Raw genomic sequence first — 18,821 nt, forward strand, 5'->3', positions numbered from 1 at the left:
CGCAGCATTTTTTCCACTCATTTATTAGGATTGCCGTTACTGATAACGTGAGCTAAGCATGCGCTAGCCCCCATACCTGAATTTCTTTTACACCTAATTGACGCAATTGTTTGGCAATTTCATTTAAAGTGGAACCGGTGGTAATTACGTCATCTACCAGAGCCACCGATTCATAAGGAAACCCCTCGGAAAAACCTACAACGAAAGCGTTTTTCAAATTCCGCCGGCGTGCATGCGCGGTCAATCCTCGCTGGGTATGTGTATGTTTTACCCGCTTAACGATATGGGATAAACAAGGAATTTTAAGCCATCGACTTAATATTTTCGCCAGTAGCTCCGCTTGATTGTAACCGCGTTGCCATTGACGAAAATGATATAGAGGCACGGGAATAATGGCTTGCGGAAAGGTTAAGCCGTGACTGCGTCTGGCATCATAAACAGCAAGCAACAACAAACGCGCCAATGTGCGATCAAGCCAAAATTGTTTTCGAAATTTAAACCGATGAATCAAATAAGAAAGCGGCTCCGCATAATGTCCGATAACCACCATTCGATCCCAAGCCGGTTCCAGTTGTCGACAATTTCCACAACGGCAAGCAAAATATTGCAAAGGTGCACCGCAACCGCCGCAATAAATGTAGCGTTTCATCTTTCGCTGACAGCTCGAACAAATGCCGTTTGCTCCTTGTTTTAAAGCGGATTGGCATAGCACGCAACTAAAATGAAAAAATTTGCTCAAATCCAACCGCACCGTTACCGCCCTTGCTTGCCTCTCGTTTTCTGTTTTAAGGAATCCAACGTTTCCCCTTGTTTCAAAATATGCGGCGTCACAAAAATCACTAACTCACGTTTTTGATGGCGTTCGCTTTCTTTACTGAACAATCGTTTTACCAGCGGAATATCCCCCAACACCGGCACTTTATCCACACCTTTACTAATCGTGTCATGGAACACGCCACCCAATACGATAGTTTCGCCATCTTTAGCAAATACTTGGGTGTTAATTTCTTGCTTGTCGATGGACACCACTTCATTATTTTGCTGCCCATAAGAAACACGATTGCCTGGTGAATTTTGACTAACCAATAAATCCAATAAAATATTATTATCTTTGGAAATATGCGGCGTTACTTCCAATCCCAGTACCGCTTCACGGAATTCAACAGATTGTGTGTCGTTTTTACCGTTGGTGACCACATAAGGAATTTCCGTCCCTTGTTTGATACTTGCGCTTTTCTTATTAGTCGTTAGTAAACGTGGGCTGGCAATAATTTCCACATTGTTTTCACGCTCCAATGCAGTCAGTTCCAAGTCTAACAAGCGTCCGTTAATCTTGGCCACTTGCAGCGCTATTGAACCGGCCGGTGTGGTATTTGCGGCAAAATTCACATTTAAATTTTCCGTTAAATTCGTAAAACCGGCCGCCTCTAAACTCCCACCCACGCGATAAGCGTTTTCCGTTGGTGCAAAGATTCCCCAACGCACGCCTAATTCCTTCAAACTCTCATCGGTAATTGTTACGATACGCGCCTCAATGGCGATTTGTTCAATAGGTTTATCAAGCTCTGCGATCAGTTTCGCCATATTTTTGACGGATTTCGCTTCATCTTGAATAATCAACAAGTTACTACGATCATCAAAGGCAATCGAACCCGCCGGCGATAGCAACGAGCCGCTACCCGTAGTAAGGGATTTCATTACTTCCGATGCTTTGGCGAAATGCAGTTTTATCGTACGGCTGACCAAATTGGATTCCGATTCTTTCAACGCGTCAACGGATTCGCCGACTAACGCCGGTGGCACCGCATTCATCGGTGCGGCAAAGGCTTCCTGCTCGGAACGTTTGCCCAAATAATAAATGTCATCTTCCACACGCAACGACAAACCTTTCATTCTCGCCACAGAACGCAACACGCGATCAAGATCCACATTGTCCAATTGCAAAGAAAGCGATCCCTCCAGTTCGTCATCCACCACTAAATTCGTCCCTTGCACCAGTGCCAGCTCTTGCAAGCTCGCCACCATCGGGGCCTGTTTCAAACGAATGGAAAACACTTGATTTTCTTTGAACTCGGCTGCAACCTTCAAACAGCAAAAACTCAACAAAAGCAGACCATATTTTTTCAACCGATTTATCATAAATACTCCTAAAATCGTACATCTAAAGATTCTGTTTGCTCGCATTGCCCCGTTTTTGGACGAAGCAGCCGCACCCCGTTTTTACTGATTTGTTGCAACAGGTAGCTTTCCTGCCCTAACCGATGCCCTTGCTTAGCCGTAATTAATTGCTGGCGATCATCCAAAAACAAGGCCTCGGGCACTTGTTTATACATCACTACACCCACCAATTTCAGTTGATCAAACGCAGTTTCAATGGCAAAAACAGGCTCGTTGAAAGAGCATTTTGCCGTGTGTGTTGATATTCTCGTTTCCGATTGAAGTTCACTTTGTCGCTGAGTACGATCAAAAGGATCGGCCGCTTGTCCCGGCAAGTAGGAACACAATCCTAAAATCGCCGTAAAAAAATAGTGAAATTTCCGCACGCTTATTCCTCTCGTTTTAATTGTAAAATCACTTGGCTTTGCACCTGTCCGCGTTCCGTTTTTTGCATTTCCAGTTGAGCGAATGCTAACGCATTCTGTTCGGAAAGCGCGGCAACAAAATCGTGTAACTCTTGAAATCGCCCCACCAACTGAAGCTGTAACACCGGATGAGACGAAAAATCCCATTGATACTCGGTCAATTCGATTTCCTCACTCAACAAACCGTGAATTTGTTGATCTAATGCCACAATCCGCTTGGTTAATTGCGGCGATAACTCATTTCGATCGGAATGTTGTTTTAACGCGATAAGTAATTTTTCTTGGTGAGCGAGTTCTGCCGTCTGTTGTATCATCTCTTGCTCAATAGACTGCAGCCGTTGATGGCTTTGCCAGTTTTCCCAAATAACGGGAAAATTGATCGCACCTAGGCAAATTGCATACAAACTCCAATGATAGCGTTTCGGCAACGCCAACCATTTTTCCACTGTCGGCAAACGATATTTGATAAACTTTTTCATCGATCACCCGATTTTATGGTTGAGGAAAGCTCAAACTCAAATGCCAAACGTCCTTGCTCCGGTTTAAATTGAATAAGCTTCACCGAAATGAAATGTGCACTTAAAAATTCGTGTAATCGTTCAAATTCGTCTTGTTCTAAACAAAATCCCTTTAATTGAACAAGATCTTCGTTCAAATTAAAGCTCTCCAATTCACCTTGTCGGAAAGGAAATTGCGGCAACAAGGACAGAATTTGCGTTACGCTCTCGGGCGCAATGGCTTGCAATTCGGTAAAACTTTGTATTGTTTGCTTAATCTGCATAACTTGTCCGGCGGTTTCGGCTAAGCGATTTTTTTGTTGTTCGAGGGTTTGCAAGCGTCCATTTAATTCGGTCTGTTGTTGCTGGTGAAACCAATATAGCGTCGCATAAGCGGTCAATGCGGTGCTGAAAACGACACATAACTTAATCAGAAAAGTGATTAATGCCCTTTGATATTTTTCCAACCGCCAAGGCAATAAATTAATCCCGTTCATCCCTATTCTCTGTTAAACGCGCACTGCCTTGCGATATATTTTGTTGTAGCTCCGTTTGCCAAAGGCAATTTCCTAAGGCAATAAAAGGCGCGTCGGTTGTCACTTGATTCCAATCAGCAGGCAGATCGATTGGTTCGCAATCAACCGTTCGATAAAAGTAAACCCGTTCAATCTTTGACTCAAAACGCCGACAAAATTGCTCGAAAAGCGTAATCAAATTTCCCGTTGCTTGTAACATTTGCGGCTGATGAGCGGCTTCCATAAGGGCAAAACAATGTTGCACGTCTTGATACAAATAAAGCGAATTTTCACATCGTTCACTCAAAACAAAATGAAACGCACGTAAAATCGCGTGCGGCATGAGATCTAAAACCTGAAGAGGCAATTTGTCATAATCGCATTGAAAATCCATTGCCGTTTGGCGGCGAACGGCGTGAATATCTAAACGAAAACCTTGTTTCAGAGGCTTTGCCCGATAATCGAACCAAAGTTCGTTTAACGCGATAGGCAATTCTTTTTGCAAGACAAACTGACATTGTCGCTCGCATTCTTGTACGCTTAACGAATGCGGCAAAATCAGCGTTTTAGACCAAGTCAAATGCGGTGAAATGCAGCCAACCACTCTAAGCTGTATGCGTATTTGCGGAAAATCTGCCGTTAAACGTGCCGTCAATTTGGCATAGAGGTTCGTTTCTTCGATAGAAAAAGAAAGAAATTGAACTAGTTTTTGAGGATTGAGCCAAACGACCTGGAATCGTTCGTGTTGTCGGTACACGCCAATTTGAATTACTTGCCGTTTTTTATAAGGCATCAGCATATGCTTTTCCTATTATTTAGGCGGTGAATCTTTTATACTTAGCGGCTGAATATAGTTATGACTCCAAGATAAATCATCAAGCAAGAGAGAATTTTACGATGCGGATCGCAAAATTAATATTAAGCAGCCTATTAACCCTGTGTATTTTAGGATTAGTAGCCGGCGGCATACTTTACATTCACCTTAAATCAGCCTTACCTTCGGTGGAAAGTTTAAAAACTGTGGAATTGCAACAGCCGATGCAAATTTATACGGCGGACGGCAAACTTATCGGCGAAGTGGGCGAACAGCGCCGCATTCCGGTGAAGTTGGAAAACGTCCCGCAACGCTTGCTGGAGGCTTTTTTAGCAACGGAAGATAGCCGTTTTTATGATCATCACGGTTTAGATCCGGTAGGTATCGCTCGCGCATTATGGGTGGCGGTAACTAACGGTGGGGCATCGCAGGGAGCGAGTACGATTACCCAGCAATTAGCCCGCAACTTCTTCTTAACGCCGGAAAAAACCATTATTCGTAAGGCGCGCGAAGCGGTGCTGGCCATCGAGATTGAAAATACTCTCAGTAAACAAGAAATTTTGGAACTTTATCTAAATAAAATCTTCTTGGGTTATCGTTCTTACGGCGTTGCAGCGGCAGCGCAAACCTATTTCGGCAAATCCTTAGATGAGCTGACCTTATCCGAAATGGCAATTATTGCCGGCCTGCCGAAAGCGCCTTCCACGATGAATCCGTTATATTCACCGAAACGTGCGGAAGAACGTCGCAACGTAGTATTAGCGCGTATGTTGGATGAAAAATACATCACTAAAGACGAATACGATGCGGCAATTAAAGAACCGATTGTAGCGAGTTACCACGGCGCCAAATTTGATTTTCGAGCGGATTACGTTACGGAGATGGTGCGCCAAGAAATGGTAAAACGATTCGGCGAAGAAGAAGCTTACACCCGCGGCTATAAGGTGTTTACCACCGTACTCTCCAAAGACCAAGAACAAGCGCAAAAAGCGGTACGCAATAACTTAATCGATTACGATATGCGTCATGGTTATCGCGGCGGTGCACCTTTATGGCAAAAAAACGAAGCAGTTTGGGATAACGAACGTATCATTGCCTTTTTGAAAAAATTACCGAATTCCGAGCCCTTCATTCCGGCGGCCGTATTAAGCGTTAGCAAAAACGGAGCAGAATTATTACTTGCCTCCGGTGAAAAAATGACGCTTTCTTCCGCAGCAATGCGTTGGACGGGTCGCGCCAATCCGGTGAAAATCGGCGAACAAATTTGGCTTCGACAACGCGACAACGGCGAATGGGTGCTAGGGCAAATTCCAGCGGCTAACTCCGCATTGGTTTCGCTAAATTCAGATAACGGTGCGATCGAAGCCTTGGTCGGCGGTTTTAGTTTTGAACAAAGCAAATTTAATCGTGCAACCCAATCCTTAGTACAAGTGGGTTCTTCCATTAAACCGTTTATTTATGCGGCGGCATTAGAAAAAGGCCTAACCCTTTCCAGCGTATTACAAGACAGTCCGATTTCCATCGCCAAGCCGGGACAACCGGTGTGGAACCCAAAAAATTCACCGGATCGTTACGATGGCCCGATGCGTTTACGCGTCGGTTTAGGCCAATCGAAAAATATGATTGCGATTCGCGCGCTACAAACCGCGGGTATCAGCTTTACCGCCGATTTCTTACAACGCTTCGGTTTCAAACGCGAGCAATATTTCGCTAGCGAAGCCTTAGCGCTCGGGGCAGCGTCCTTTACCCCGCTTGAAATGGCGCGCGCTTATGCAGTATTCGACAACGGTGGTTTTTTGATCGATCCTTACATCATTGAGAAAATCCAAGATAACACAGGCAAAGATTTATTCGTGGCAAATCCGAAAATTGCCTGCATTAGCTGTGACAATATTCCTGTCATTTATGGCGAAACCAAAGATAAAATCGACGGTTTCCAAAATATTGCCGAAGTGGCCAAGCCCGAGGATTTAAAAGCGGCGCAAGGCAATACCAACACAGAGACGGAAGAAGGCGACGTGCAACCGGAAAACGTGCCGGATTTACCTGAATTACAAACGCAAAACAGTGCATTAAACGACGGTTCGATCGACTTAATGGCGAGTGCCAAAGACGCTTCATCAAAAGTGGAATACGCGCCTCGAGTAATTAGCGGCGAATTGGCTTTCTTAATTCGTAGCGCATTAAATACGGCGATTTATGGCGAGCAAGGTTTAACTTGGAGAGGAACCAGTTGGCGCATCGCTAAAGACATCAAACAGCGTAGCGATGTTGGCGGTAAAACCGGAACCACCAATAATTCCAAAGTGGCGTGGTATGCCGGATTCGGAGCGAATCTGGTGACAACGACTTATGTAGGATTTGACGATAACAAACGCGTATTAGGACGTGGCGAAGCCGGTGCGAAAACCGCTATGCCTGCTTGGGTATCTTATATGAAAGTGGCGTTGGCGGATTTGCCGGAACGTAAATTAAATTTACCGCCAAACATCATAGAAAAAACCATCGACAGCAACTCCGGCTTACTTTCCGAATACGGCGGACGCAAAGAATACTTTATCGTCGGCAGCGAACCGAAACGCACCTATGCAGCGGAAATGCAAGAACGCGGTTATTATGTTCCCTCCGAATTGCAACAACGCTTAAACGGCGGCACCGGTAAAACGCAAGACGCTACCCCGGCAGCGCAACCGGAAGAATTATTCTAATCATCCGGTATGATGCCGTAAATGCGCAAAACCATTGGCGTGAATTTAAGTTCGACTCACAAACAGCACCGCATTGGAGGTCGCTTCAATGCGGTGCTATTTTGTGAGGTCATTTCAGCCTTGCGTAACAGCGACATAATTTCATCATCCCGAAAGTGTGGTTGTTTTCATCACACTTTTTTAGTTAAGGAGCAATAATGTTAAGCTATCGTCATTCTTTCCACGCCGGCAACCATGCCGATGTACTAAAGCACATCGTATTGATGCTGATCTTGGAAAACCTCAAACTGAAAGACAAAGGCTTTTATTATCTCGATACGCATGCCGGCGTGGGACGTTATCAGCTATCTTCCGACGAAGCGGAAAAAACCGGCGAATACAAAGAAGGTATCGGGCGATTATGGGAACGAACAGATTTACCACAAGAAATAAGCCGCTATGTTGATTTAATTAAACACTTAAATTTTGGCGCTAAGACGCTTCGTTATTACGCGGGTTCGCCGTTGATCGCCGCACAATTATTACGCCCGCAAGATCGCGCCTTACTAACCGAATTGCACCCGCGTGATTTTCCGCTGCTGCGTAATAATTTCAAAGAGTTTAAAAACGTCAGCGTGAAATGCGATAACGGCTTCCAACAGCTGAAAGCCACGCTTCCGCCGAAGGAACGCCGTGGCTTGGTGCTAATCGATCCGCCGTATGAACTTAAGGAAGACTACGATTTGGTCGTGAAAGCAGCGGAAGAAGGCTACAAACGCTTCGCTACCGGCACTTATGCCATTTGGTATCCGGTGGTTTTACGTCAACAAACCAAACGTATTTTTAAAGGCTTGCAAGCCAGCGGCATACGTAAAATTCTGAAAATTGAACTTGCCGTGCGTCCGGACAGCGATCAACGCGGCATGACCGCCAGTGGCATGGCAGTAATTAATCCGCCTTGGACGTTGGAAAACCAAATGAAAGCAATGTTGCCTTATTTGGTGAAAACATTAGTGCCGGAAGGTACCGGCAGCTGGACTGTGGAATGGATTACACCGGAATAACCGGTGGAAAATAAAACGAAACGACAGGCTTCAATGCGGTGCTGATTTTTACTTCCATTAAAAAAACAAAATCCCGATAAAAATCGGGATTTTATTAGTTAAGCTTCCGCCTGCGTCGCCGCTTTTAATTTCTCAATCGCGTCTTTATTGAAGAAGTAGTGGGTGCCGCAACATTCGCATTGCATATCGATACTGCCTTTGTGTTCTTGCAAAATCTCTTCGATTTCCGCATCAGAAATTAATAACAGCGCTGCACCGGAACGTTCCGCCGAACAACCGCAGAAGAATTGGACATCTTGCGGCGGATACACTTCTACACGCTCTTCGTGATATAAACGATAAAGCATTTCTTCCGCGCTCAAGCCAAATAATTCTTCGTTTTTCGCGGTTGCCGCGAGTGTCGCCAAATGTTCAAAATCGCCCGGCGAGCCTTCGCCGTCCGGCATAATTTGCAGCAACATTCCCGCCGCCACAGGTTTGCCTTCGTATTCGCCGGTGCGAATAATCAGTTGGGTTTGTAACTGTTCGGAACGGGCGAAATAATCTTCTAAACATTCACCGATCGTCGGTTTATCCAAACCAATTACGCCTTGGTAACGTTCGCCTTCTTTTGGCGCAATCGTTATCACCAATACGCCTTTGCCAACCATTTCGTGCAAACCAATATTCGGTGCAAGTTCGCCTTCAATGCGCGCCAAGGAGCGAATTTGTTGTCGATCGTTAGCGTTAACTAAAGCCAAACGGAGCGGGCCATCACCTTGAATCTGCACGGTAATATTGCCTTCAAATTTCAACGTAGCGGTTAATAACGCAGTCGCCACCATCATTTCACCGAGCAAATTTTGTACCGCTTGTGGGTAATGATGCGTATTTAAAGTATCCGTAAAACTTTGGTTTAAACGTACCCATTCGCCGCGCACGGCACGATTTTGAAAGAGATAGCGGTAAAGTTTGTCGTTGTCTTGAGTGTAATTCATTTGTTATTCCTAATGATAAGTGAACTAAAAGCACGTCAATGAAACCGAGGAAACCGGGATTTCGATTAAATTTTGCTGATGCATTTCTAGCATGTTCAGTATAATGGGGACGATTTTTTTGATAAAAACCAATCAATCGTATGAAATTGATACGTTTAAAATAAACTTTCTTGCAATGCTTCGATTTTAGCAAAAACCTGTTCTGCTGAAATTTCCGCCATTTTTGATGCATTCAAATGCCATTGATGCTTACCATAAGTGCCGACCAACTTAGGATCCGTCGCACCGTAAAGCGTAATATTCGGCTTACTTAGCGCTGCGGTTAAATGAGCTAAGCCGGTGTCCACCGAGAGCACCGCATTGGAGGTGGCAATTTGGCTGGCTAATTCGGTTAAAGATAAACGCGGCAATACCCGCACATATTCTCTTCCGCGCGCCAAACGTTCAGCACGCGCTTTTTCCTTCTCATTCCCCCAAGGCAAACGAATTTGCAAGGGAACGGCGCGCATCTTTTCAATTAATTTTTGCCATTCGCTTTCCGGCCAACACTTGTCTTCCCGCGTTGTACCGTGAATAAAAAGCGCATAGGGCGTGGTGTCGGGCTCGGACGAAAAATGAGCGGCGATAGCATAATCACCTTGCGAACGCGGCAAGGAATAGCCCAAGCTTTGGGCGAATAATTGACGAACTCGTTCGACTGCGTGTTGCTGATAAGAAACGGCATATTTTTTATCGTAGAAAAGTGAAGCGAGCGGCTCTCGAATGCTGTGCCAATCGTAACCGTGTTTAATTCCACGCGCTAACCGCGCGGCAAAAAAAGCGCTTTTAATCAACCCTTGTGCGTCAATGACCGCATCGTAATGCGCTGTTTGAAGCAAAGCACGGTAATTTTTCCACTCATTTTTTGTTTGCGCGGAAAAGGGCGACTTTTTCCAACGACGCAATGCAATAGGAATCACTTGATTCACCGCGGTATGCCAGCGCGGAATTTCAGCAAAATTTTCTTCCACCACCCAATCCACTTGTAAGTTTGGAATTGCGCGTTGTGCATCGGTTAATGCGGGAAGCGTATGGATAACATCGCCCATGGAGGAGGTTTTGACTAAACAAATTTTCATTTAATTCGACGCCGCCCCCAATGCATAATTCCCAAGCCGGAAACCGCAAGCGTGCCGCCGATAAGCAGCGAGGAATCTACTTGTTCGTTCAACCAAATGGCCGAAAATAAAATACCGAGAATCGGTACGAGAATGATGTATGCCGCCGCATTGCCGGCACCGAGATACTTCACACCATCAAAATACCATGCATAAGCCAATACGGTCGCGCCAAGCGCTAAGCCGAGTAAACTAAACCATGTGCTTTGATCCAAGGTGAGAACAATCGCCCAGTCTTGCCAATTTTCTGCAATTAACGCCCCAATAAATAACAATAAAAAGCCAAAAATTGAAGAAATCGTAGTGGCGGTTAACGAATCAATCCCCACCAAGACTTTGCGTGCCAACAAGGTGTACGCCACCCAGCAGACGAGTGCGCCGAGCAATAACAATTGCCCGAAGCCAAAGTTTGTCAACATTTGTGTGGGCTCGCCTTTTGTCATCGCTAACAGGGAACCGGCAACGGCAATCACCATACCGTTCGCCACCCACTTGTTCCATTTTTCTTTAAATAACCAAATAGCAAAAATTGTGGTGAATACCGGATTGGTTGCCACAATTACCGTCGCTTGTCCCGCCGGCACATATTTCAACCCCCAAATAAAAAACGTGGAATAGCCGAATACACCAAGCAAGGCGGTAAGAAATAAGCCGAGCCATTGATTAGGGCGGAGTTTTTTGGCGTAACGAAAACGATTTGCTGCGTACAGCCAGATAACCAGTGGAATAATCGCGATAAAAAAGCGCATGCTTGATGCCACAAAAGTAGGCATCGCCTGCGCCACCACGCGCCCCCAAGGCCAAGAAGCGCCCCACAGGATCGCCATGCCGAGTAACTGTAAATGGATGCGTAACGGATTCATTTATTTCCTAATAAAATATGCAATTTTTCCATTACCATGTCGGGCGTAATGTCAATCAAACTTTGATGATACCCTTCCGTGCTATCAGTGCTCTTACGCACTTTGATCAAATCACCTTCAATCAAGCGAATAATCACTGCTTTCTCGGAAAGCGGCGGTGTATAAGTCGGACTGGTTGGACCGTATAACGCGACCAGTGGGCGGTCGGTGGCGGCAGCAACATGCATCAAGCCGCTGTCATTAGTAACGACTGCGGTACAATTTGCAAGCAAATCGACCGCTTGATTTAAATTGGTTTGCCCCGCTAAATTCAAACAAAATGGTTGTAGTTCGAACGGCAACGCATGGCGAATTTGCTCGCCGGCATCCATATCTTTCAGCGAGCCGAACAGTTCCACGGCATAGCCTTGTTCAATCAGCATTTTGGCTAATGCAGCGTAATGATAATGCGGCCAACGCTTCGCCGGACCGAATTCCGCACCGGGACAAAAGCCGATAATCGGGCGACCGCCTAAAAGTGCGGTCTGTTTTTCAAAGGTTTTGAAAGTCGCCGTCTGTTGCTGCGGCTCAACAACTAAATAGGGTTTGCGCACGGGAATGTCATCTGCTTTTGGCACCGCATTGGATTCAAACGCCAACGCCACATAACGTTGCACCATCATCGGATAATCTTTTTTATTGGCACGCAAATCGTTCAACAAAATATAACGGCTTTCCCCCTTCCAACCGCGACGATATGGGATTTTGGCAAAAAACGGAATAAATGCAGACTTCAATGAGTTTGGTAACACAATCGCCATATCATATTGGTGACGCAAGGCTTTGCCCAAACGATAACGTTCGTATAACGCGAATTTACCATGCCCTAACGGCATTTCAATCGCCTTACGCACTTCCGGCATGCGCGCCAACAACGGCTTACACCAATTCGGTGCCATTACATCGATTTGGCAATTCAAATATTGCTGTTTGAGCTGTTGATACAAACTGTGCGACATGATCATATCGCCGACCCAGGACGGGCCAATAATTAAAATATTCACTGCCTTATGCTACCTATGCTAAAAGGGCGGTTAAAAACGCTAAAGTTTTCGATAATTATGTAGCAAATGCACAAAACCATTTGAATAAGCATGAGTTTGCATCAAACGACAGCACCGCATTGAAAGCGGCTCCAATGCGGTGCTATTTTGCAAGGGTAATTTTAGCGTTGTGCAACTGCTACATAATTTCGAAGTTTTCAACCACACTTAATTAAAGTCCCGTTTAACTCGCCTAAGCGACTTAGAATTTTTCTAACTTAGTGAAAAAAGCAAATTAGTCTAGGGCATTCTTTGCTTCTTTCTTACACAAGCCAGAAAAAAGAAATTATTTATTTAACCATGCCATGTATTCGGCTACGCCTTCCGCCACCGTTTTAAACGGTTTATCGTAGCCGGTTGAGCGAAGTTTGGTTAAATCCGCTTGGGTATATTCTTGATAGCGAGATTTCAAATGTTCCGGGAACGGAATTGTTTCGATTTGACCTTTGCCATGGAATTTCACCACCGCATCGGCAACCGCTTTGAAACTTTCTGCGTTACCCGTGCCGAGATTATAAATACCGGAAATACCATTTTGCCAACACCAAAGGTTCACTGCAGCCACATCGCCGACATACACGAAGTCACGACGGAAATTTTCACTACCGGCAAATAATTTCGGGTTTTCACCTTTTAAGATTTGATTATTTAAATGGAATGCGACGCTTGCCATCGCGCCTTTGTGGCTTTCGCGCGGCCCATACACGTTAAAATAACGAAATCCGCATACCGGTGATTTCGCTTCCGGCAAAATGTTACGTACATATTGATCAAATAAGAACTTAGAATAGCCGTACACATTCAACGGGCCTTCAAATTCGCGCTCTTCACGGAAGATTTTAGTATCGCCATAGGTTGCCGCGCTGGAAGCGTAAAGAAATGGAATTTTGCGATCAAGACAATAATGCAACAATTCTTTGGAATATTCATAATTATTATGCATGATGTATTTGCCGTCCCATTCGGTGGTGGCAGAACAAGCCCCTTCATGGAACACCGCATCAATGTCACCAAAATCGTCGCCGGCAATAATGGCGGCGATAAAATCATCTTTGTCGCAATAATCGGCAATATCCAAATCCGCTAAATTAGCAAATTTCGTGCCGTCTTTTAAATTATCCACAACTAAAATATCTTTGCGCCCTATATCGTTTAATGCTTTGACGATGTTACTACCAATAAAGCCCGCGCCGCCTGTTACGATAATCATAATATAGTCCTTTAAAAAAAATTTGGCGTATTATATAGCAAAACCAAGAAAAAGGAGAATCTGTGAATATGAAACAACTTGCTCAATATATTGATCACACCGCACTGGCTGCTGAGAAAACCGAACAAGATATTTTAACGCTGTGCGATGAGGCGATTCGGTACGGTTTTTATTCCGTATGCATTAATTCCGGCTATATTCCTCTTGCAAAAAAGAAACTGGCCAACACAAAAGTGAAAATCTGTACCGTAGTGGGGTTTCCGTTAGGTGCAAATTTAACTTCCGTGAAAGCCTTTGAAGCGGCAAAAGCGATAAAAGCCGGTGCAAACGAAATTGATATGGTGATTAACGTTGGTTGGATAAAATCGAATAAATGGGAAGCGGTAAAAGCGGATATTCAAGCCGTATTCGACACTTGCCGAAGTATTCCACTCAAAGTGATTTTAGAAACTTGCCTGCTCAATAAAGAAGAAATCGTAAAGGCTTGCGAAATTTGTAAAGAAATCGGTGTTGCCTTTGTAAAAACTTCGACCGGATTCAACAAGGGCGGGGCGACGGTAGAAGATGTAGCGCTAATGAAGCGAACCGTCGGCGATATCGGCGTGAAAGCCTCCGGCGGCATCCGCGATACCGACACCGCATTAGCGATGATTAAGGCGGGTGCCACACGAATCGGCGCCAGTGCGGGCATTGCAATTATCGGTCAAACCGCCGACCGCGCAGACAATTATTAAAGCGCGCTACGCACTTGCCTTCAATGCGGTGCTAAATCAAGAGATCAAATGAACGAAGGAGAAGGCGTAAACCTTCTCCTTACTTATTTTTCTTCGTTTTTCACTTCATCCCACAACCTATTCATTTCGGCTAAGGAAAGCGCTTCAAGCGAGGTCCCTAGCGCATTTGCTTTTCGTTCGATGTTGCGGAAACGTTGCTCAAATTTATAATTGGCTTTGCGCAAACTCTCTTCGGCATCACATTTTATATGGCGGGCAAGATTCACCGTTGCAAAAATCAAATCGCCGATCTCTTCTTCCAAACGCTCGGCATTTTGCGGTGTTTGAAGCAGTTCCGTTTTCACTTCTTGCAATTCTTCTTCTATTTTCCCGATAACCGGAGGAATTTCACGCCAATCAAAGCCAACTTTAGCACATTGTTTTTGTAATTTTTGTGCACGAAGCAACGCCGGAAAGGCATGAGGAATTGAATCCAGAATCGAATGAACGACCTTGCCGGATTTTTCTTGCGCTTTAATTTCGTTCCAACGGGCAAGCGCTTCCTCCTCGTTTCCAGCATTCAAATTTCCGAATACATGAGGATGACGACGAACGATTTTCTGCGCCACATCATTGAGTACATCATCAAAAGTGAAATAATGATCTTCCGAGGCAAGTTGACTGAAAAACACGACTTGAAGAAGAAGATCGCCGAGTTCCTCACGTAAATTGACCATATCTTTCTTTTGAATCGCCTCAATAACTTCATAGGTTTCTTCAATCAAACAAGGAATCATTGAGGTATAATTTTGTTTAAGATCCCAAGGACAGCCACCGTTAGGATTACGAAGTCGAGCGATAAGTCGAATAAAATCTTGAATAGAATAGCTCATAAATAAATCTCAAAAAATAAAAAACGCTTATTAGTATAAGATTTATTTAAAGATAAAGAAAATTAATATTAATTGAATGGCAGGGGCGGAGAGGCTCGAACTCCCAACACCCGGTTTTGGAGACCGGTGCTCTACCAATTGAACTACGCCCCTGTAGGTATGAGAATCTTAATATAGATAAGAATTGGCGGAATGGACGGGACTCGAACCCGCGACCCCCTGCGTGACAGGCAGGTATTCTAACCAGCTGAACTACCACTCCGCTAAATATGGTAATTGGCAGTGTCCTACTCTCACATGGGGAAGCCCCACACTACCATCGGCGTTACAACATTTCACTTCTGAGTTCGATATGGAGTCAGGTGGGTCTGTTGCACTATTTCTGCCAAAAAATTCTATTTCTTAAATTTACTCATCATTGAATAAACTAAAGAAATAAAAAAACCTGGCGGTGCCCTACTCTCACATGGGGAAGCCCCACACTACCATCGGCATTTCGGCGTTTCACTTCTGAGTTCGGTATGGGGTCAGGTGGGACCACCGCTCTATCGCCGCCAGGATTATTCGGTTTTAGACTTTAGACCTTGGACGTTAGCTTTACCTCTTCGTCTTTGTCTTTGTTGTCTTTGTCGTCTTTATGCTTTATGCGCACTTTTATTGGCTACAAGCTAAACTTTTATTCTGTTTTGTTTTATTTCGTTTTTTTCGTTAGCTTCACTGCTCTCTTAAAAACATTTGAGCGTTGTATAGTTAAGCCCCTCGGGCAATTAGTACGCGTTAGCTCAATGGCTCACACCACTTACACACCGCGCCTATCTACGTCTTCGTCTTAAACAACCCTTACTCACTTGATGTGTGGGAGAACTCATCTCTTGGCAAGTTTCGTGCTTAGATGCTTTCAGCACTTATCTCTTCCGCATGTAGCTACCCGGCTATGCGTCTGGCGACACAACCGGAACACCAGTGATGCGTCCACTCCGGTCCTCTCGTACTAGGAGCAGCCCCAATCAATTCTCCAACGCCCACGGCAGATAGGGACCGAACTGTCTCACGACGTTCTAAACCCAGCTCGCGTACCACTTTAAATGGCGAACAGCCATACCCTTGGGACCTACTTCAGCCCCAGGATGTGATGAGCCGACATCGAGGTGCCAAACACCGCCGTCGATATGAACTCTTGGGCGGTATCAGCCTGTTATCCCCGGAGTACCTTTTATCCGTTGAGCGATGGCCCTTCCATTCAGAACCACCGGATCACTATGACCTACTTTCGTACCTGCTCGACTTGTCCGTCTCGCAGTTAAGCTTGCTTATACCATTGCACTAACCTGACGATGTCCGACCGTCATTAGCAAACCTTCGTGCTCCTCCGTTACGCTTTGGGAGGAGACCGCCCCAGTCAAACTACCCACCAGACACTGTCCGAACACCCGTTCCGGGCGCTTCGTTAGAACATCAAACGTTAAAGGGTGGTATTTCAAGGTCGACTCCATCATCACTGGCGTGACGACTTCAAAGTCTCCCACCTATCCTACACATCAAAATTCAATGTTCAGTGTCAAGCTATAGTAAAGGTTCACGGGGTCTTTCCGTCTAGCCGCGGGTACACCGCATCTTCACGGCAATTTCAATTTCACTGAGTCTCGGGTGGAGACAGCCTGGCCATCATTATGCCATTCGTGCAGGTCGGAACTTACCCGACAAGGAATTTCGCTACCTTAGGACCGTTATAGTTACGGCCGCCGTTTACTGGGGCTTCGATCAGGTGCTTCTCTTTCGATAACACCATCAATTAACCTTCCAGCACCGGGCAGGCATCACACCCTATACGTCCACTTTCGTGTTTGCAGAGTGCTGTGTTTTTAATAAACAGTTGCAGCCAGCGGGTCACTTCGACCGGTTCAACCTTCATCCGCAAGGGATTACAATCTACGCCGGCGCACCTTCTCCCGAAGTTACGGTGCTATTTTGCCTAGTTCCTTCACCCGAGTTCTCTCAAGCGCCTGAGTATTCTCTACCTGACCACCTGTGTCGGTTTTCAGTACGGTTTAGTAAAGCCTTTCGCTTAGTGGCTTTTCCTGGAAGTGTGGTATCAGTTACTTCAGCCCCTTGAGGCCTCGTCATCATTTCTCAGTGTTAAGAAAGTCCGGATTTGCCTAAACTTCCCACCTACCAACTTAAACGTGCATATCCAACAGCACGCTAACCTAACCTGCTCCGTCCCCACATCGCAGCTTTACCAAGTACGGGAATATTAACCCGTTTCCCATCGACTACGCTTTTCAGCCTCGCCTTAGGGGCCGACTCACCCTGCCCCGATTAACGTTGGACAGGAACCCTTGGTCTTCCGGCGAACGGGTTTTTCACCCGTTTTATCGTTACTTATGTCAGCATTCGCACTTGTGATACGTCCAGCAGCCCTCTCGAACTCCCTTCGTCCGCTTACACAACGCTCCCCTACCCAACAGACTTTCGCCTGATGCCGCAGCTTCGGTGCTATATTTGAGCCCCGTTACATCTTCCGCGCAGGCCGACTCGACTAGTGAGCTATTACGCTTTCTTTAAATGATGGCTGCTTCTAAGCCAACATCCTAGCTGTCTAAGCCTTCCCACTTCGTTTCCCACTTAATATAGACTTTGGGACCTTAGCTGGCGGTCTGGGTTGTTTCCCTCTCCACGACGAACGTTAGCACCCGCCGTGTGTCTCCTGAGTATCACTCTTCGGTATTCGTAGTTTGCATCGGGTTGGTAAGCCGGGATGGCCCCCTAGCCGAAACAGTGCTCTACCCCCGAAGGTGTCCGCTCAAGGCTCTACCTAAATAGATTTCGGGGAGAACCAGCTATCTCCCGGTTTGATTGGCCTTTCACCCCCAGCCACAAGTCATCCGCTAATTTTTCAACATTAGTCGGTTCGGTCCTCCAGTTAGTGTTACCCAACCTTCAACCTGCCCATGGCTAGATCACCGGGTTTCGGGTCTATACCTTGCAACTCTTCGCCCAGTTAAGACTCGGTTTCCCTTCGGCTCCCTGATTTAGTTAACCTCGCTACAAAATATAAGTCGCTGACCCATTATACAAAAGGTACGCAGTCACCCTTGCGGGCTCCCACTGCTTGTACGTACAAGGTTTCAGGTTCTATTTCACTCCCCTCACCGGGGTTCTTTTCGCCTTTCCTTCACAGTACTGGTTCACTATCGGTCAATCAGGAGTATTTAGCCTTGGAGGATGGTCCCCCCTTCTTCAAACAGGATATCACGTGTCCCGCCCTACTTGTCGTTAACTTAGTACCACGACCTGGACTTCGAGTACGGGGCTATCACCCTGTGTCGCTGTGCTTCCCAGCACATTCCTCTGTCTCTGTCGCTATCATTAACAGGCTACTTCGCTTTCGCTCGCCGCTACTGACGAAATCTCGGTTGATTTCTTTTCCTCGGGGTACTTAGATGTTTCAGTTCTCCCGGTTTGCCTCAACAAGCTATGTATTCACTCGTTGATAGTGGGCTCTTCACCCACTGGGTTGCCCCATTCGGATATCTTGGATTAAACGCTTCTTATCAACTCATCCAAGCTTTTCGCAGATTAGCACGTCCTTCTTCGCCTCTGATTGCCAAGGCATCCACCTTGTACGCTTAGTCGCTTAACTATACAACCTCAAATGCTCTTCTTACGATTTGCATTTAATAGCTATCTTTAATTCAACTAACACTCTTAAATTGCTTTTGTTCAATTCAGAGTTTTTAACAAAACATGTCGTTATTTTGTTTTAC

General features: G+C 45.6%; 15 protein-coding genes, 2 tRNA genes and 3 rRNA genes. 3 read left to right on the forward strand and 17 right to left on the reverse strand.

Annotated features, from left to right (window positions below):
- Window positions 1–52 precede the first annotated feature (52 nt).
- Genes AB3F25_RS08115 through AB3F25_RS08140 form a run of 6 tightly spaced genes read right to left on the reverse strand, consistent with a single transcriptional unit; the run spans window position 53 to window position 4,393 of the window.
- A complete protein-coding gene (locus tag AB3F25_RS08115) occupies window positions 53–739 on the reverse strand; it encodes an amidophosphoribosyltransferase (RefSeq protein ID WP_373603337.1) in 687 nt (228 codons plus the stop codon).
- 14 nt (window positions 740–753) lie between these two features.
- Window positions 754–2,127 carry a type IV pilus secretin PilQ gene (locus AB3F25_RS08120; protein WP_373604355.1) on the reverse strand — a complete coding sequence of 458 codons (1,374 nt, stop codon included), beginning with the start codon at window positions 2,125–2,127 and terminating at the stop codon, window positions 754–756.
- A 20-nt stretch (window positions 2,128–2,147) separates the two neighbouring features.
- Window positions 2,148–2,543 carry a pilus assembly protein PilP gene (locus AB3F25_RS08125; protein ID WP_373603338.1) on the reverse strand — a complete coding sequence of 132 codons (396 nt, stop codon included), beginning with the start codon at window positions 2,541–2,543 and terminating at the stop codon, window positions 2,148–2,150.
- Window positions 2,544–2,545: 2 nt separating this feature from the next.
- Window positions 2,546–3,061: a hypothetical protein gene (locus AB3F25_RS08130; protein ID WP_373603339.1), complete on the reverse strand. Its 516-nt coding sequence runs from the start codon at window positions 3,059–3,061 to the stop codon at window positions 2,546–2,548.
- On the reverse strand, window positions 3,058–3,576 hold the full coding sequence (locus AB3F25_RS08135) for a PilN domain-containing protein (protein WP_373603340.1): 519 nt from the start codon (window positions 3,574–3,576) through the stop codon (window positions 3,058–3,060). Before AB3F25_RS08135 ends, AB3F25_RS08130 begins: the two co-directional genes overlap by 4 nt.
- Window positions 3,563–4,393 (reverse strand): competence protein ComA, encoded by an 831-nt coding sequence (locus tag AB3F25_RS08140; RefSeq protein ID WP_373603341.1) that lies wholly within the window; start codon window positions 4,391–4,393, stop codon window positions 3,563–3,565. The genes AB3F25_RS08135 and AB3F25_RS08140 overlap by 14 nt, the downstream gene beginning before the upstream one ends.
- A 98-nt stretch (window positions 4,394–4,491) precedes the next feature.
- On the opposite strand from AB3F25_RS08140, the gene AB3F25_RS08145 reads away from it, so the two are divergent.
- Window positions 4,492–7,116, forward strand: coding sequence for a penicillin-binding protein 1A (locus AB3F25_RS08145; protein WP_373603342.1), 2,625 nt, complete (start codon window positions 4,492–4,494; stop codon window positions 7,114–7,116).
- Window positions 7,117–7,313: 197 nt separating this feature from the next.
- A complete protein-coding gene (locus tag AB3F25_RS08150) occupies window positions 7,314–8,159 on the forward strand; it encodes a 23S rRNA (adenine(2030)-N(6))-methyltransferase RlmJ (RefSeq protein ID WP_373603343.1) in 846 nt (281 codons plus the stop codon).
- 98 nt (window positions 8,160–8,257) lie between these two features.
- Here AB3F25_RS08150 and hslO read toward each other — a convergent pair whose 3' ends face one another.
- The 5 genes from hslO to rfaD form a co-directional block, all read right to left on the reverse strand.
- Window positions 8,258–9,136 (reverse strand): Hsp33 family molecular chaperone HslO, encoded by an 879-nt coding sequence (hslO, locus tag AB3F25_RS08155; protein ID WP_373603344.1) that lies wholly within the window; start codon window positions 9,134–9,136, stop codon window positions 8,258–8,260.
- Window positions 9,137–9,291: 155 nt separating this feature from the next.
- Window positions 9,292–10,254, reverse strand: a complete 963-nt coding sequence (gene rfaC, locus AB3F25_RS08160; protein ID WP_373603345.1) for a lipopolysaccharide heptosyltransferase RfaC — start codon at window positions 10,252–10,254, stop codon at window positions 9,292–9,294.
- Window positions 10,251–11,156, reverse strand: coding sequence for a DMT family transporter (locus tag AB3F25_RS08165; protein WP_373603346.1), 906 nt, complete (start codon window positions 11,154–11,156; stop codon window positions 10,251–10,253). The genes rfaC and AB3F25_RS08165 overlap by 4 nt, the downstream gene beginning before the upstream one ends.
- Complete coding sequence (gene waaF, locus AB3F25_RS08170) at window positions 11,153–12,199, reverse strand: lipopolysaccharide heptosyltransferase II (protein ID WP_373603347.1); 1,047 nt, start codon at window positions 12,197–12,199, stop codon at window positions 11,153–11,155. The genes AB3F25_RS08165 and waaF overlap by 4 nt, the downstream gene beginning before the upstream one ends.
- Before the next feature lie 325 nt (window positions 12,200–12,524).
- Entirely contained in the window at window positions 12,525–13,448 is a 924-nt protein-coding gene (rfaD, locus tag AB3F25_RS08175) for an ADP-glyceromanno-heptose 6-epimerase (protein WP_373603348.1), read from the reverse strand.
- A 62-nt stretch (window positions 13,449–13,510) separates the two neighbouring features.
- On the opposite strand from rfaD, the gene deoC reads away from it, so the two are divergent.
- The gene (deoC, locus tag AB3F25_RS08180) at window positions 13,511–14,182 is read left to right on the forward strand and encodes a deoxyribose-phosphate aldolase (RefSeq protein WP_373603349.1); all 672 of its coding nucleotides are present in this window, start codon (window positions 13,511–13,513) and stop codon (window positions 14,180–14,182) included.
- 83 nt (window positions 14,183–14,265) lie between these two features.
- Here the strand turns inward: deoC and mazG are convergent, their stop codons facing one another.
- The 6 genes from mazG to AB3F25_RS08210 form a co-directional block, all read right to left on the reverse strand.
- A complete protein-coding gene (gene mazG, locus AB3F25_RS08185) occupies window positions 14,266–15,054 on the reverse strand; it encodes a nucleoside triphosphate pyrophosphohydrolase (protein ID WP_373603350.1) in 789 nt (262 codons plus the stop codon).
- A 77-nt stretch (window positions 15,055–15,131) separates the two neighbouring features.
- Window positions 15,132–15,207, reverse strand: a tRNA-Trp gene (locus AB3F25_RS08190).
- Between the two features lie 32 nt (window positions 15,208–15,239).
- Window positions 15,240–15,316, reverse strand: a tRNA-Asp gene (locus tag AB3F25_RS08195).
- 12 nt (window positions 15,317–15,328) lie between these two features.
- Window positions 15,329–15,444 (reverse strand): 5S ribosomal RNA (gene rrf, locus AB3F25_RS08200).
- A 53-nt stretch (window positions 15,445–15,497) separates the two neighbouring features.
- A 5S ribosomal RNA gene (gene rrf / locus AB3F25_RS08205) occupies window positions 15,498–15,613 on the reverse strand.
- A 187-nt stretch (window positions 15,614–15,800) separates the two neighbouring features.
- A 23S ribosomal RNA gene (locus AB3F25_RS08210) occupies window positions 15,801–18,697 on the reverse strand.
- Window positions 18,698–18,821 lie beyond the last annotated feature (124 nt).

Origin of the sequence: Aggregatibacter sp. HMT-949 (genome assembly GCF_041734645.1) — a bacterium.
Taxonomy (GTDB): Bacteria; Pseudomonadota; Gammaproteobacteria; order Enterobacterales; family Pasteurellaceae; genus Rodentibacter.